The sequence below is a fragment of the Pantoea sp. ABR1s genome (genome assembly GCF_057812235.1).
This window is the reverse complement of sequence record NZ_CM173823.1, coordinates 21323-37182: the sequence shown is the minus strand read 5'-3', so window position 1 is coordinate 37182 and position 15860 is coordinate 21323. Positions and strand designations below refer to the sequence as shown.

The window sequence follows — 15860 nt, the reverse complement described above, 5'->3', positions numbered from 1 at the left end:
GGGCGATCACATTGTGGCGCAAACAATTTTTTTGCCCCTTTCAGCCGTGTTATGCAATGCGCTGAGGATTTAAGGGAACGCGCCATCATGCATGAGAAACGCTATCGCATTACCCTGCTGTTTAACGCCAACAAAGTGTATGACCGTCAGGTTGTGGAGGGCGTCGGTGAGTATCTGCAGGCGTCGCAGACTGACTGGGATATCTTCATTGAAGAAGATTTCCGCTGCCGCATCGACAACATCCGGGAGTGGCTGGGCGATGGGGTGATCGCCGATTACGACGATCGCTCTATCGAAACCCTGCTGTCGAATGTTTCCGTGCCGATTGTCGGCGTTGGCGGCTCTTATCATCGGCAGGAGGATTATCCGCCGGTGCACTACATCGCGACTGACAACGCCGCGCTGGTGGAGAAAGCCTTTCTGCATCTGAAAGAGAAGGGCATTAATCGCTTTGCCTTTTATGGTTTACCGGCCTCCAGCGGCAAGCGCTGGGCACAGGAGCGTGAACAGGCGTTTCGCCAGCTGGTGGGACGTGAGCGCTATCAGGGCGTGGTCTATCAGGGCATGGAAACCGCGCCGGAAAACTGGCAACACGCCCAGAACCGTCTCGCCGACTGGCTGCAGACGCTGCCGCCGCAAACCGGCATTATCGCCGTCACGGATTCACGGGCGCGACACCTGCTGCAGGCGTGCGAGCATCTGAAAATACCGGTGCCGGAGAAGCTTACGGTGATCGGGATTGATAATGAGGAGCTGACCCGCTATCTGTCACGCGTGGCGCTCTCGTCCGTGGCGCAGGGCTCACGGCAGATGGGCTATCAGGCGGCCAAACTGCTGCATCGGCTGCTGGATAAGCAGCCCTTACCGCTTCAGCGTATCCTGGTGCCGCCGGTGAAAGTCATCGCCCGGCGCTCTACCGACTTCCGCTCGCTGCGCGATCCGGCGGTGATTCAGGCGATGCACTACATCCGCTTCAACGCCTGTAAGGGGATCAAAGTGGAGCAGGTGCTGGATGCAGTCGGGCTGTCGCGCTCTAATCTGGAAAAACGCTTTCGGGATGAGACCGGCGACACCCTCCATGCGATGATCCACCGTGAAAAACTGGAAAAAGCGCGCGAACTGCTGGCCTCTTCATCGCTCAACATCAACGAGATCTCGCAGATGTGCGGCTATCCTTCGTTGCAGTATTTCTACTCGGTCTTCCGCAAAAGCTACGACACCACGCCAAAAGAGTATCGCCAGCATTTTGGGGAGAATGTGTTGTAGCAGGAAGCGTTCAGTCTGAGGTGGATGGATATCGGATGAATCAGGGCGGCTTGAGCCACTAGATCATCCGCTGCTCACTCTGCTCCAGCACCGCCAGCGCCAGCCCGTTGGCCGGATCGATCCGTTGCTCAGGAAAGTGCAGCAGGGTATGTGCGGCGGTAAAGGCCAGCGCGTTGCCGTGTGCGGTAGTGCGCACCGCCTTGCAGAAGACTTCACTGGCGTTCCACGGACAATCAATGATGATGGTGGCGGGATTGAGCAGCAGCATAATCTGACTCAGCGCCGCACCCAGATAGCCACCCGCCTGCGCCATCACCTCATCCACCACCCGTGGCGCGCTGTCGCGGTTCTGCCAGCTCAGGCCAGGCTGACGCTGCGCCAGCTGCTGTTTAACCGCAGGCTGGCTGACCAGCGCTTCCAGGCAACCGCGGCGGCCGCAACTGCAACGCGGGCCGTCCGGCTGGACAACCAGATGTCCCGCCTCGCCCGCCGTCCAGCTGTGCCCGGTAAATACTTCGCCATGCTGTACCAGTGCGCCGCCAATTCCCTCGGAAATACGCAGATAAAAGTGACCGCTCTCCACAGATAATCCACGTAGCTGTACCGCCAGCAGCGCAGCGGCTTTGACATTATTCATAATGCGGATGGGGAGACTGACGTGCTTACTCAGCGCGCCCAGCAGGTCAACATCCTGCCATTCGAGGGGCAATGAAATATGCATCCAGCCGCGTCGGGGATCGACGATACCGGGAAAACCCAGGCCAATGCCGAGCAAATCAGGATAGCTTTTCATCAGTTCCCGGCACAGCATCGCCAGCTCAGCCAGCAGTCGGGTCGGGTTACTGGTATCGGTGCGCAGCGTCTTTTCAGCCAGCACCTGTGAAAAATAGTCGCAGACCCGCCAGTGGATGACGTTGCGTTCCACCATGATGCCTGCGCTCTTGAGCTTTTCCGGCCGCAGGGTAATCCCGATTTTAGGCCGTCCGGCTGACGCGACGCTGACCGGCCCCAGCTCCTCTATCAGGCCCTGCTCCAGCAGGTCATCAATGATTAATGAGACGGTATTTTTGCTGAGTGTCAGCGCCTCCGCCAGATCCTGACGCGACGTCACGCGCAGCTTACGCAGCTGAGTCATCACCCGTTTCTGGTTATTCAGTCGCAGTAGTGCAGGGCCTTTGCCGTTCGTTTTCATTACGGGTTCACTCAACAGAGGAGTAAGAATTGAGTGTATCAGCCCATACGTATTCCACATCCCACACTTTTGCGGGCGGTTTCACACAACCCGATCGCCTGTGGCTAAGATCGTGACCGCGATCAGATCGTGGGATTAATGCCGGGTTTTCTGCTGCACCAGTGGCCGGACGTCGGAATGATCCTGACTCAGCGCGTCCGGCTGCGCCGGGCATGGGCGGAAGGGCAAAGGCGGTATAGCTCGTCGTTATGACGAGGGGCTTCAGGCCCTATGAGCGCAGTGACCCGGCGCTGCCGGGTCACTGTTTAATATTCGTCGCCGCGTACCCGACTGCGATAGCTTTCCCAGTCGAAGCGCACCCACAGGCTGTTGCCGAGGCGCATACGGTCCATGACACGTTCGCCCAGCAGCGTATTCATGCCCGCATGGTCGAGGTTGGATAACATGCCGGTCGGGCGTTTCGAGGAGGATCGGCGATCGACAATCTGGTTAATAATCACTTTTTCGTAGCGCGATTCGCTCTGCATACCGATCTCATCAATCACCAGCAGATCAACACTGCTGAGATCCTGAATCAGCCGCTCTTCGGTAATGCCGCTGCTGCCGCTGAAGGTGCCCTTCATGCTCGACATCAGATCGGCAACTGTCACGATCAGCACGCTTTTACCGCGCAGGATCAGGTCGTTGCCAATCGCGGCGGCCAGATGGTTTTTACCGGTGCCGGGACGGCCTGAAAAGACAAAACTGGCGATGCTGCCATCAAATTCAGCGGCATACTGACGCGCCAGTTCCAGCGCCTTGCGCTGTCCCTCATTCTCTACCCGGTAATTATCAAATGAGCAGTTCATATGCAGCTCTCGAATGCCGGAACGGCCCATTACGCGCTGCATTTTCATTGCGCGATTCTCACGCACAATCGCCTCTGATCGCAGACGACCCTGCTCCTGATTCCACGCCAGTAGCTCTTCGCCATTGGCAAATTTAGGACGGGTGCCTGCGGGCATCATTTTTTTCAGACGGTTAAAGAGATCGTTTGGCGTTTTCATCATTCACCTCGGAAACCATCGGGAATGGTACGGTCAGGATCGGGCAACTGCGTGATATCACGCTTCGGTTGCCCGCCGTTTGCGGCACGGTTCATCTGAATGCTGCGTGCCAGTTTCTGTTGCCACTGTACATGATGGAACATCCGGCCTTCCGCCTGCCAGTAAGCCACAAAGGCCGCCAGCTCGCTGGGGGTCACCGGTTCGCCCAGCGACACACCCCAGATCGCGGCCTGGCGCGTAAAGTCGGCATCCGGCTGCCAGCCCTGATACATGGCGAACTTACCTGCCGGCGTATGGATCGCGGCGGGGGAATCGTCATACAGGCTGTCATCCAGCGCCACATCATTCGGCTGCCGGGCGGCGGCTTCCAGCGCCAGCAGCTCAGCCAGACGCGCCGGGGTGATGGCGTACATCACCGGCGCATAATTATCTAACACCGCCAGCGTGCCCTTTTCCGCCTGCTGCAGGGCAGTCAGCGGATCCTGTCGGAAGGCATCCAGGCCAATGAGCGTTGAAGTTAAGATTTTAGCTGACATGAAAAGACCTGAGGTTAACGAACACCTTGCGCCGGGAACCCGTCGCCGACGCAGAAGTGTTTATTGTACCTTTTTTAATGATGCGGATCGCTTAAAAAGGGCCGTAAGCAAAGAGCCAGATAGCGATGTGATGATGACTACCACCAATAACCTGATTATCAACCGGATGACCGGGTTGTCGCACAAGAAATGGCTGAAGTGCTGCCAGTGTCAAATCAGGGAATTTAACGGAGATACAGGCTGGGAAGGTAACAGAGCGAGAGGTCGATCATTAAGTGCATCAGAGAATCCTGTACGTCCTCCAGCTCAGGATCCTGGTGCCCGGCAAACGGCGGATAAGATTGCTGCCTGAGCATGCTTTAGTGGCAGACAGGAGCCTGATATTTGGGTTAAGTCATGAATGAGGTATGATGCGCTTACTTTATAGCCACAAAGTTCATGAGGGATTATGACTGAAGGATTTTTTTTGTATCACCAGGATAAAACCACTTGCGGCGGACGGATTCTAAGCGGTGCATCTGATGACACCTACACCATCGGCGGCATTGAGCGTCAGCAAGTACGGACGGGCGATCCGGTGACCTGCGGTAAGCATGAAGGACGTTTTCGCGTCTGTGGCGGTATGGGGGACACCTATGAGGTGAACGGTGTCCTGAAGGAGTGGGCGGGCTCACTTCACAGTTACAGCTCCTGTCCCTGTCGTGCCCGGTTTATTCCCTCTGTCAGCACACACACTTACGAGATCGACAGCAATGCCGGCCGTGCGGCCGAACGGGCTGAAGCTGCGGAGAGAAAAGCACAGCAGTCTGAGCCTGAACAGCGTGCACAGGCAGCGAAGAAGAAACGGGAAATCACGCTCACCATCGGTGTGTTTTTCGATGGGACGGGCAACAATGCGAATAACACTACCGACCGTCAGGCTGTCTGTACCGGCGAACATTTCGGAATGAATGACGCAGAGACAGAGTCCGTTTTGCAGCAGTGCATACGACTGAATCGGGGAGTAAGTGGAACTGCTGCCGGAAGCTATCTTGGCTATTACACCAATGTGCATTGGCTCAACACGCTATATGACCAGAATATGGCCCCACAAACGGGGTCTGGTCAGCATGCGATTTATATCAGTGGTATCGGAACGGAAGATGGGGTTGCTGACAGCGCCTACGGAATGGGTACAGGACTGGGAAATACTGGCGTAATCAGCAAAACTGATAAGGCTGTCTCAGAATTGGCTGCCGCTCTAAAAGGGTATTTGGATAAATACCCTAATGCCCGCGCCTGTATCATTAAAGAGCTGCAGTTTGATATTTTTGGCTTCAGTCGGGGAGCCGCAGCGGCGCGGCATTTTGCCAACCGGATATTCAGTCAGGACAGCTCCATTATCTCGGCAATTAAGGCTGGTCTGGATAATGTTGAGTACTCCGGCACGCCCGGCGGTAAAACCCGATTTCTGGGAATATTTGATACCGTGGCAGCCATCGGAACGCCAGTAAATGGCCTAAACCCGCACAGCGCAGATACGGGTGAGGTGAATCTGGTGTTGCGCCCAGGCGTGGCGGAAAAAGTATTTCATATCACCGCGCAACACGAATGCCGGTTTAACTTTGCGCTAAACAGCGTCAAACCGGCATGGCCGGAGTTGGCTCTGCCGGGTGCGCACTCAGACATTGGCGGAGGTTACAACCCGGAGGAACGCGAAGCCTGTTTCCTTACCCGGCCGGAGTTTGAAACCGTACCACTCTCTACACCCGATACAGAAACGCGGATTTATCAGCAGACCTGCGCGCAGCTTAAAACGATGGATGGCTATCCAGCGATAGCGCCGCTGCTGAATGCAGTGAAGGTCATTGCAGATGTCTGGCATGATGACAGAATGCCAGCCGATCGTTACGGCACAATACAAAAACGCAGCGGTGCAGCGCTGGTTATTGACAGACTGACCCGTAACGACTGGTCGAAGGTGGTGCTACGAGTGATGCTTGATGCGGCACAGGATGCCGGTGTGATATTCGATCCTATCAGGGACACTAATAAAGAGTTAAGACTCCGTTCAGAACTCAATAGCTTGTGTGAAAAAGCGATAATAATGGGACGGGCCACAAGAAGTGGAGTTCCTGGTACTGGCTTTACGACATCGGAAATTCTGATGCTGGCCGAAAAATATATTCACTGCTCGGCTAACTGGAGCAGCGTGATTAGAGACAGTGAGGGAAGAATCAGCGGTGCGGTCAGACCGGCAAAGCTTGTGACCTTTACTAACCGGCCAGACGAGCGCTGGCAGCGTACGGTTTACGATATGGACGGGAATAAAATATGGAAATAAAAAGCGTGGCAGGATTAATTACAATTCTGATACTGACTGGCTGTCACGGTGCAGGCCAGACGGCTCCGGCAGTGGTCAAAACTGATGTTCCCTCAGAGTGGAAATTCAATTTCTTCACGCCTAAAGCGTTGCCTGCTCTGGTGACATTTGCCGTGATTCAGGGTGCTGATGGTACGATTTATCGCTTTAATACGCTGAACAGTACTTCTGCTCTGCCTGAGGTTATCGGTAAGTGGAATGACAAAGATCGCGCCTCTGGTGGATACTGGAATCATATTGATCGCCCCCCTAAACATTTTATTTTTTGCTGGGACTCGGTAATTGATAAGAGAGTGTATGAGACCCATCTGACTATCCCTGATGTCATTGTAAAAAAGATGAACAGTCCCAGTGGGAAAATGGATCCCTATAATAATACTTATGACACCATTCAGATTGGCCTGGCTCCGGAGGGGAAGGTAGCGGTATGGCTAAAAGGTATCGGGTTTGAGCCTAATTATCGTGTCACACCGTCCGTCCTGAAAACTTTATCGGGGGATAAACTGGATATCTGTAAAGGGATAACCAAACATCCAAATGGATATAAATACTATGGAGACACGCCTGACTTTATCAAGGGAAAAAAATACCCTTACGGACAATGGTAATGATCCCTAAACTCTTAATGCTGGCCGAAAAATATATTCACTGCTCGGCTAACTGGAGCAGCGTGATTAGAGATAGTGAGGGAAGAATCAGCGGTGCAGTCAGATCGGCAAAGCTTGTGACCTTTACTAACAGGCCAGACGAGCGCTGGCAGCGTACGGTTTACGATATGGACGGGAATAAAATATGGAAATAAAAAGCGTGGCAGGATTAATTACAATTCTGATACTGACTGGCTGTCACGGTGCAGGCCAGACGGCTCCGGCAGTGGTCAAAACTGATGTTCCCTCAGAGTGGAAATTCAATTTCTTCACGCCTAAAGCGTTGCCTGCTCTGGTGACATTTGCCGTGATTCAGGGTGCTGATGGTACGATTTATCGCTTTAATACGCTGAACAGTACTTCTGCTCTGCCTGAGGTTATCGGTAAGTGGAATGACAAAGATCGCGCCTCTGGTGGATACTGGAATCATATTGATCGCCCCCCTAAACATTTTATTTTTTGCTGGGACTCGGTAATTGATAAGAAAGTGTATGAGACCCATCTGACTATTCCTGATGTCATTGTAAAAAAGATGAACAGTCCCAGTGGGAAAATGGATCCCTATAATAATACTTATGACACCATTCAGATTGGCCTGGCTCCGGAGGGGAAGGTAGCGGTATGGCTAAAAGGTATCGGATTTGAGCCTAATTATCGTGTCACACCGTCCGTTCTGAAAACTTTATCGGGGGATAAACTGGATATCTGTAAAGGAATAACGAAAAGTGATTTTAATTATGGCTATGACCAGGACATAAAAGATTTTATAAAAGGAAAAAAATACCCTTACGGGCAATGGTAACGATCCCTAAACTCTTAATGCTGGCCGAAAAATATATTCACTGCTCGGCTAACTGGAGCAGCGTGATTAGAGACAGTGAGGGAAGAATCAGCGGTGCGGTCAGACCGGCAAAGCTAGTGACCTTTACTAACCGGCCAGACGAGCGTTGGCAGCGTACGGTTTACGATATGGACGGGAATAAAATATGGAAATAAAACGCATGGCAGGGCTTTTTACCATTCTGGCATTGACTGGTTGTCAGGGAGAAGCACACACAACTGGTGCTCCTCAGAACGATGAGCCGACAGAATGGACCTTTGATTTTTTCACCCCAAAAGCACTACCGGCATTGGTGACGTACGCAGTAGTTCAGGACGCCGATGATAAAGTTTATGAATTTAATACTCTGAACCGTACATCTGCTCTGCCAGGGGTTATCGGACAGTGGAATGACAATGATCGTGCTTCTGGTGGCTACTGGAATCACGTTGAGCATCCGCCAAGGCATATTATTTTCTGCTGGGACTCGATTATCGATAAAAAGGTGTACCAGACCACTCTGACTATACCTAAACCCGTACTGGATAAAATGATCAGGCCGGCTGAGCAGAAAGACTATTGGGGGAGAACGGCATATTACAACAGAGTACAGATTGGTCTGGCTCCCGAGGGAAAGGTAGCTGTCTGGCTGCAGGGGATCAATGCGGAGCCTAACTATCGCATCACGCCGTCAGTCCTGAAAACTTTATCGGGGGATAAACTGGATATCTGTAAAGGGATAACGAAAAGTGATTTTAATTATGGCTATGACCAAGACATAAAAGATTTTATAAAAGGAAAAAAATACCCTTACGGGCAATGGTAACGAACCCGAAAAATTTAATGCTGGCCGAAAAATATATTCTCTGCTCGGCTAACTGGGACAGCGTGATTAGAGACAGCGATGGAAGAATCAGCGGTGCGGTCAGACCGGCAAAGCTTGTGACCTTTACTAACAGGCCAGACGAGCGCTGGCAGCGTACGGTTTACGATATGGACGGGAATAAAATATGGAAATAAAAAGCGTGGCAGGATTAATTACAATTCTGATACTGACTGGCTGTCACGGTGCAGGCCAGACGGCTCCGGCAGTGGTCAAAACTGATGTTCCCTCAGAGTGGAAATTCAATTTCTTCACGCCTAAAGCGTTGCCTGCTCTGGTGACATTTGCCGTGATTCAGGGTGCTGATGGTACGATTTATCGCTTTAATACGCTGAACAGTACTTCTGCTCTGCCTGAGGTTATTGGTAAGTGGAATGATAAAGATCGTGCCTCCGGTGGATACTGGAATCATATTGATTGCCCCCCTAAACATTTTATTTTTTGCTGGGACTCGGTAATTGATAAGAAAGTGTATGAGACCCATCTGACTATCCCTGATGTCATTGTAAAAAAGATGAACAGTCCCAGTGGAAAAATGGATCCCTATAATAACACTTATGACACCATTCAGATTGGCCTGGCTCCGGAGGGGAAGGTAGCGGTATGGCTAAAAGGTATCGGGTTTGAGCCTAATTATCGTGTCACACCGTCCGTCCTGAAAACTTTATCGGGGAATAAACTGGATATCTGTAAAGGGATAACCCGATTTTCTAACGGTTATGAATACGGCAAAGATACTGAGATCTTTATAAAAGGAAAAAAATACCCTTACGGTAAATGGTAATCATAACGTTAAGCTCTAAAGGATTTCCTCAGAATCCTTTAGAGCATACCTGTCAATTAAAAAGCATCAATACAAGAACGGTTTATAATCAGGAATTGCCAAAATCTCCTTTCCCCAGACGGATCGCCAAAAAAAGCACGACCGCGGTCAGTGCGAGGTAACCGGAGAAGTGGCGTGACGGGCCGGTGCAGATTCGGTGGCGTGCACGCTGACGGCAGCGGCGGCCGGACGGGTCTGCCATAAATAGCGAACCGAGGCCAGCCAGCACAGGCCGTAACCCAGCAGTTCGGTACCCTCTTCGGCCATGTTTTTCACCACGCGGTTGTAATCCCCCAGCATCAGGTGCTGCCACAACGCATGAATACCAAACAGTCGTGAGAAGACCAGCACCACTAAAAAGCCGGAGGCCATCACCGGCCAGCTGCGGTGCTGCAGCAGCCTGGCCAGCGCGTGCAGGGTTTTTTTCGGCGTCCGCAGCGCGACGGCCAGACAACCGGCCGTCACCGCCAGGGCGAACCAGATCCAGCTGCCATGCTGGATGGCATCAAACACAAAGTCGAGCTCACGGATCAGCATACAGCTATAGAAGCCCGCCACTAAGGTCAGCGCGCCGCGCTGAGCCGGACGGCGCTGGGCCGCAATAAAGAACAGGGCGGCAATCACCGCCAGCATGATTTCCTGGGTGGTTTCAGTAAAAGAAGTTTCGTGCAGCGCATCATTCATCCAGGCCACATCAATATAGATGGGCAATATCATCAGAGCGAGAAAGAGTGCTGCCAGTATGAAGACCGTCATTTCACGGCCAATAATTGTCAAATCGTTGCGCATAGTGTTACCAGTATAATGATTAGCGGACTCATTATATTTTAAACGCCCGATTCCCTTTCTCTTTTCATGCCCCGGTCAGAAGCTGGCGCTGAAGCCAAAGGTATAAAGTTGCTGCTCCTGGTTATTCAGCGCTTCGCTTTGTGAAAACGCGGCGAAAGCCGCCAGATTATCGTTCAGAGGCACTTGTGCACCGATGCTCAGATCGATGCCTTCGGACTGATCGGTGCCGTTCGTCGCCTCACGCCGGGGATTCTGCGGCGTGTCTGCCAGCAGATAGTGATAACTCAGCTGCGCCCAGGGCGATATCCATCCCTGCTGTGAATCGATGCGCCAGCCGACGCTGGCGCTCTGCTCACGACTCTGTTGATCGCTGTAGTCACATTGCAGACAGTTCATCTGCTGCGGATCAACGGCATACTGCGCCACCGGCCCGGTGGTAAATGACGGGGCAATGGGCAGGTCAACCCCAGCCCGATAGCGTTTTCCCAGCGGGGTAGTGCCTACGCTGCCGGTTTCACTGTGGACGGCGATGGGGGGCGCGGTGGGAGAGTTGATGGCGGCTTCAAACAGGGCGCGGCTCTCATCGCTGAAGGCGAGTGGCGTCAGGGCGATCTTCTCCGCCAGAATCGTATCGTAGTCGGGCAGAAAGTCGGGATGCTGAGGCGCAGAGATGCCGCCGCGCGCAAAAGTCGGTTGCGTTAAGATTAACAGCCATACAGCACAGCAGATCCGCAGACCTTTCCAACCGCTTCTCGGCAACATCGCTTCTCCAGGCAAGGCTGAAGTTATTATCCGGCGTTTAAATTAAATTTCGGCCCGTCTCTGTTATTTAACCGGTGATCGTTTAACTATCAACCGATTAATTCTAAGATCAAGCGGACCGCTAAAATATTCTTGTTATAAAGGAACAAAGCGATGCAACGATGTGGTTGGGTAACGCAGGATCCCCTCTATCTGGCTTATCACGACAGGGAGTGGGGTGTGGCACAGAGAGACAAGCGTGCGCTGTTTGAGATGCTCTGTCTGGAAGGACAGCAGGCGGGGTTATCCTGGATAACCGTGCTGAAAAAGCGGGAAAACTATCGGGCGGCGTTTTACCAGTTTGATCCGCAGGCCATAGCGTTGATGGATGCGGCAGAGATCGACACGCTGATGCTCAACAGCGGTATTATCCGCCACGCCGGTAAAATCGCGGCGATTATCGCCAACGCTCGTGCCTATCTCCAGATGGAAGCGCAAGGCGAGGATTTCAGCCACTTCGTCTGGCAATTTGTCGATAACGCGCAAATCGTCCACCATTATCCTGACTATAGTCAGGCTCCCACCACGTCAGAGCAGGCCATTGCGCTCTCGAAGGCGCTAAAGCAGCGTGGTTTCAAATTCATCGGCCCCACAATCTGCTACTCCTTTATGCAGGCCTGCGGGCTGATAAACGATCATCAGAGCAACTGTTTTTGCCATCCTGACAACCAAAAGGCGTAATTCCCGCTAAATCAGGATTTTTCCTCACTACATTCACGGCCACCAGGCGGCATAATCGTGCCACTTATGGGAAAGGTTTTCCCCTGTGTGTCGAATGTAAGGGAACAAAAATGCAGAAGAAATTAATCGCCATCACCTTGTTATTAAGCGGCAGTCTGGCCCTGCCAGGTTGTACCACCAATCCTTACACCGGCGAATCGCAGGCGGGTAAGTCAGGTGTGGGCGCAGGCTTGGGTGCGTTAGTGGGTGCCGGTGTCGGCGTACTCTCCTCGTCGAAGAAAGATCGCCGTAAAGGTGCGCTGATTGGTGCTGCAGGCGGGGCCGCACTGGGCGGTGGCGTGGGCTACTACATGGATGTGCAGGAAGCGAAACTGCGCGACAAGATGCGCGGAACGGGCGTCAGCGTGACCCGTAATGGCGATAACATCGTCCTGAATATGCCAAACAATGTCACCTTCGACTCCAGCAGCAGCAATCTGAAACCTGCCGGCGCGAACACCCTGACAGGTGTTTCAATGGTGCTGAAAGAGTATCCGAAAACCGCGGTAAACGTAGTGGGTTATACCGACAGCACCGGCACCCGCGCGCTGAACATGCGTCTGTCACAGCAGCGTGCTGAAAGCGTCGCCAGCGCGTTGATCGTGCAGGGTGTTGCCAGCGACCGCCTGCGCACGCAGGGCGCAGGCCCGGATAACCCGGTTGCCAGCAACAGCACCGAAGCAGGCAAAGCGCAAAATCGTCGTGTTGAGATCACGCTCAGCCCGCTGGGATAAACGCGGTCGCCCCCGCCCGGGGGCGCCTTTTTTCTGTAAAGCATCGCGTTAAAAGTATCAGTAATGTTTCTGCGAATAGAGCCAGCAGAGGCTTTATGGTAGTCTGATCAAAAATTGATCAATGGACGCCTTCCCATGTCTCTTAAAGCCATCAGGCCGGTGAACAGGTGGCTGAAATGGTCATCCGGCTGATTGATGGCGCACCGCCGGAAACGTTACAGACCCTGTGGCAACCCTGGCTGCAATTACCGGCGTAGCGCTTTTTGCGCCGGGCTTTGCTTGTGCTAGTCTCTGCCGGGTTTCTTATTACGCAGGATATCTCATGAAAATCAGGCCGCCTCGCGCCACCATCAGCGATGTTGCTCACGCGGCACGAACCGGTAAAACCAGCGTTTCACGCTATCTCAATGGTGAACTGCATCTGCTCTCTGCCGGTCTGAAAGCGCGGATCGAACAGGCTATTGCTGATCTCAGCTATCGCCCGAGTCAGATGGCGCGCGGCCTGAAGCGCGGACGTACCCGCCTGATCGGGCTGATTATCGCCGATATCACCAATCCCTATTCTGTTGATGTCATGAGCGGTATTGAAGCTGCCTGCCGCGAGCAGGGCTTCACGCTGCTGATGTGTAACACCAATAACGAAGTGGATCTGGAGCAGCACTATCTGCAATTGCTGAGCAGCTATCAGGTTGAGGGCATTGTGGTAAACGCAGTCGGGATGCGCGAAGAGGTGCTGAACCATCTGCAACAATCCCTGCTGCCGATGGTGCTGATTGACCGTAAAATCCCCGATTTTCCCTGCGATGTGGTGGGCCTGAATAACGCCGAGGCAGCTGAAACGGCAACGCGGCATCTGGTCGACAATGGCTATGATGCGCTGCTGTTTCTTAGCGAGCCGCTGGGCAGCGTCAACACGCGCCGTGAGCGCCTGCAGGCCTTCCGCCAGCTATTGGCAGAGCATCCGCAGGTTGAGCATGAGAATACGGAAGTGGCGCTGCATCAGCCCGCCGCGCTGGATCAGGCGCTGCTGGCCTTTCATCAGCGTCACACCGGCAAACGTTGCGCAGTGATGGTCGCCAACGGGGCGCTGACCCTGCAGGTAGCGCGATCGCTACAGCGACTCAATCTGCACTGGGGCCGCGATATCGGCCTGCTCGGTTTTGACGAACTGGAGTGGGCGGCGCTGGCCGGTGTCGGTATCACCACGCTGAAACAGCCCACCTGGCAGATTGGCTACAGTGCGCTGGAACGACTGATTACGCGCATCGAAGGCAGCGGATTGCCGGTTGCCGAGCAGGTCTTCTCTGGCGAACTTATCGTTCGCGGCTCCAGCCAGCCTCTTAACTGAATTTCAGATTTAACCTTCCGTTTACGTGCTCGCTTCGTGAGCACGATCATAATTTCACAGTTTGCTGCTTTGCTTTGGAACCGGTTCCATTTAGGGTTTTTGTATTCGTTATGGGCAGAACCCTGCCATGGAGTAGAACATGAAACCTGACATCATCGTGGTGACCGCCGCATATGGCCACGCACAGATCGCCGCTCTCGGCGGTCAGCGTGCGCTGCTGCCGATTATCCAGCAGGCGGGCGCAGACGGGGTCGAAATCCGCCGCGAACTGCTTGATGACGCGGCACTGGCCGATCTGTCGGCACTGGCCCGGGCGGTGGCGCAGCATCAGCTGCACAGCAGCTATTCGGTGCCCGATACGCTGTTTTGTGACGGCGGCGAAATCAATCCCCGTATAACCCACTACGTTGAAGAAGCACGCCAGTTAAACGCTCAGCGGCTGAAAGTGGCGCTGGGAGAGTTCACCGGTGCGCTGCCTCGCGAAGCGTTGCAGGCGCTGCTGGCGGATCTGCCATTTCAGCTGACGGTAGAAAACGACCAGACTGAGCATGGCCGACTGGCTCCGTCAGTCGCCTTTTTCACGGCGGTCAGGGAAGCGGATCTGCCGATCAGCATGACCTTTGATATGGGTAACTGGTGCTGGACCGGTGAGGATGCCGATCAGGCGGCGCAGCAGCTGGCTGCGCAGGTGGGCTATGTGCATGTCAAAGCCGCCGTGGCGCACCAGGATAGCTACCGCGCGATTGCGCTGGATGAGGCTGATGACCACTGGCGCACACTGCTGCAACAGTTGCCCGCACAGGCACCGCGCGGTATTGAATTTCCGCTGGAAGGCGACGATCTGACGGCGGTGACACGCCACTACGTGTCGCTGCTGCGTAACGTGTAAGGAGTGAAGATGACCACGCATCACACTATGCATCACAACGGTCCGCTTGATGTTGTCACTATCGGTGAAGCGATGGCGATGTTCATCGCCCGTGAAACCGGCGACCTGGCCGCAGCAGAGACCTTTGTTAAACGCGCGGCGGGCGCTGAACTCAATGTGGCGACCGGCCTGGCTCGTCTTGGCCTGAAAGTGGGCTGGGTCAGTCGTATTGGCGATGACGCTTTTGGCCGGTTTATCTGCCAGCAGCTGGAAAAAGAGGGTATCGACCACGCCCGGGTGACGGTCGATAAGCGCTATCCCACCGGTTTTCAGCTCAAGTCCAAAGTCGACGACGGCTCTGATCCGCTGGTGGAATATTTTCGTAAGGGCTCGGCGGCCAGCCATCTGTCGGTCGACGATTTTGACGCGGACTATTTTGGTTCGGCGCGACATCTGCACCTGAGCGGTGTGGCAGCGGCGCTGTCAGAGAGTTCGCTGGAGCTGCTGAAGCACACCGCCAAAGAGATGCGTGCGCGCGGTAAAACTATCTCGTTTGATCCTAACCTGCGGCCGGTGCTGTGGCGCAGCGAAGAGGAGATGCGTAAGCAGCTCAATCTGCTGGCGGAGTATGCCGACTGGGTACTGCCGGGCGAAAAAGAGGGGCTGATTCTGACCGGCTATCGTCAGCCAGAAGCGATCGCGGATTTCTATCTCGATAAGGGCGTGAAAGCGGTCGTGATTAAAACCGGTTGTGACGGTGCCTGGTATAAAACGGCGCAGGGCGAGCAGGGCCAGGTTGAGGCGATAAAAGTCGACAACGTGGTGGATACCGTAGGCGCCGGAGACGGCTTTGCCGTTGGCGTCATCAGCGCCCTGCTGGAAGGTCAGTCGCTGCCGCAGGCGATTCGTCGCGGCAACAAAATTGGTTCGATGGCGATTCAGGTCATTGGTGACAGCGAAGGTCTGCCGACGCGTCAGCAACTGGGCGACGTGTAGTTCGCGCCCCTCTACAGTCACAGGAGTTC

General features: G+C 54.0%; 17 protein-coding genes. 12 read left to right on the top strand and 5 right to left on the bottom strand.

Annotated features, from left to right (window positions below):
- The first annotated feature begins 87 nt into the window (after nt 1-87).
- On the top strand, nt 88-1266 hold the full coding sequence (xylR, locus tag ACXKZD_RS00180; RefSeq protein WP_010258893.1) for a D-xylose utilization transcriptional activator XylR: 1179 nt from the start codon (nt 88-90) through the stop codon (nt 1264-1266).
- 58 nt (nt 1267-1324) lie between these two features.
- On the opposite strand, the gene ACXKZD_RS00175 is transcribed toward xylR, so the two are convergent.
- The 3 genes from ACXKZD_RS00175 to dnaT all read right to left on the bottom strand — a co-directional run bounded on the left by ACXKZD_RS00175 (nt 1325) and on the right by dnaT (nt 4040).
- Nucleotides 1325-2458, bottom strand: a complete 1134-nt coding sequence (locus ACXKZD_RS00175) for an ROK family transcriptional regulator (RefSeq protein WP_022624794.1) — start codon at nt 2456-2458, stop codon at nt 1325-1327.
- A 305-nt stretch (nt 2459-2763) separates the two neighbouring features.
- The gene (gene dnaC, locus ACXKZD_RS00170; protein ID WP_010258898.1) at nt 2764-3504 is read right to left on the bottom strand and encodes a replicative helicase loader DnaC; all 741 of its coding nucleotides are present in this window, start codon (nt 3502-3504) and stop codon (nt 2764-2766) included.
- Complete coding sequence (gene dnaT / locus ACXKZD_RS00165; RefSeq protein ID WP_069025553.1) at nt 3504-4040, bottom strand: primosomal protein DnaT; 537 nt, start codon at nt 4038-4040, stop codon at nt 3504-3506. The genes dnaC and dnaT overlap by 1 nt, the downstream gene beginning before the upstream one ends.
- On the opposite strand from dnaT, the gene ACXKZD_RS00160 reads away from it, so the two are divergent.
- The 6 genes from ACXKZD_RS00160 (at nt 4009) to ACXKZD_RS00135 (ending at nt 9536) form a co-directional block, all read left to right on the top strand.
- A complete protein-coding gene (locus ACXKZD_RS00160) occupies nt 4009-4392 on the top strand; it encodes a hypothetical protein (RefSeq protein WP_427053514.1) in 384 nt (127 codons plus the stop codon). The two genes, dnaT and ACXKZD_RS00160, sit on opposite strands and share 32 nt — an antisense overlap.
- A 96-nt stretch (nt 4393-4488) precedes the next feature.
- Nucleotides 4489-6363, top strand: a complete 1875-nt coding sequence (locus ACXKZD_RS00155; protein WP_488981806.1) for a type VI secretion system family protein — start codon at nt 4489-4491, stop codon at nt 6361-6363.
- On the top strand, nt 6354-7010 hold the full coding sequence (locus ACXKZD_RS00150; RefSeq protein WP_488981805.1) for a DUF2931 family protein: 657 nt from the start codon (nt 6354-6356) through the stop codon (nt 7008-7010). The genes ACXKZD_RS00155 and ACXKZD_RS00150 overlap by 10 nt, the downstream gene beginning before the upstream one ends.
- 184 nt (nt 7011-7194) lie before the next feature.
- A complete protein-coding gene (locus ACXKZD_RS00145) occupies nt 7195-7851 on the top strand; it encodes a DUF2931 family protein (protein ID WP_488981804.1) in 657 nt (218 codons plus the stop codon).
- 184 nt (nt 7852-8035) lie between these two features.
- Nucleotides 8036-8695, top strand: coding sequence for a DUF2931 family protein (locus ACXKZD_RS00140; RefSeq protein ID WP_488981803.1), 660 nt, complete (start codon nt 8036-8038; stop codon nt 8693-8695).
- A 184-nt stretch (nt 8696-8879) separates the two neighbouring features.
- Entirely contained in the window at nt 8880-9536 is a 657-nt protein-coding gene (locus tag ACXKZD_RS00135; protein ID WP_488981802.1) for a DUF2931 family protein, read from the top strand.
- 147 nt (nt 9537-9683) lie between these two features.
- Here ACXKZD_RS00135 and ACXKZD_RS00130 read toward each other — a convergent pair whose 3' ends face one another.
- Nucleotides 9684-10364, bottom strand: coding sequence for a hypothetical protein (locus ACXKZD_RS00130; protein WP_010671597.1), 681 nt, complete (start codon nt 10362-10364; stop codon nt 9684-9686).
- Between the two features lie 75 nt (nt 10365-10439).
- The gene (locus ACXKZD_RS00125) at nt 10440-11126 is read right to left on the bottom strand and encodes an autotransporter (RefSeq protein WP_228312353.1); all 687 of its coding nucleotides are present in this window, start codon (nt 11124-11126) and stop codon (nt 10440-10442) included.
- A 153-nt stretch (nt 11127-11279) separates the two neighbouring features.
- Between ACXKZD_RS00125 and ACXKZD_RS00120 the strand changes: the two genes are divergently transcribed.
- From ACXKZD_RS00120 to ACXKZD_RS00100, 5 genes are all read left to right on the top strand, one after another.
- Nucleotides 11280-11846: a DNA-3-methyladenine glycosylase I gene (locus tag ACXKZD_RS00120; RefSeq protein ID WP_228312352.1), complete on the top strand. Its 567-nt coding sequence runs from the start codon at nt 11280-11282 to the stop codon at nt 11844-11846.
- Between the two features lie 110 nt (nt 11847-11956).
- Entirely contained in the window at nt 11957-12619 is a 663-nt protein-coding gene (locus ACXKZD_RS00115) for an OmpA family lipoprotein (protein WP_010258904.1), read from the top strand.
- Nucleotides 12620-12941: 322 nt separating this feature from the next.
- Entirely contained in the window at nt 12942-13967 is a 1026-nt protein-coding gene (locus ACXKZD_RS00110) for a LacI family DNA-binding transcriptional regulator (RefSeq protein ID WP_010258906.1), read from the top strand.
- Between the two features lie 139 nt (nt 13968-14106).
- Entirely contained in the window at nt 14107-14856 is a 750-nt protein-coding gene (locus tag ACXKZD_RS00105) for a hypothetical protein (protein ID WP_033759343.1), read from the top strand.
- Between the two features lie 9 nt (nt 14857-14865).
- Nucleotides 14866-15831, top strand: a complete 966-nt coding sequence (locus ACXKZD_RS00100; protein ID WP_010671602.1) for a sugar kinase — start codon at nt 14866-14868, stop codon at nt 15829-15831.
- Nucleotides 15832-15860 lie beyond the last annotated feature (29 nt).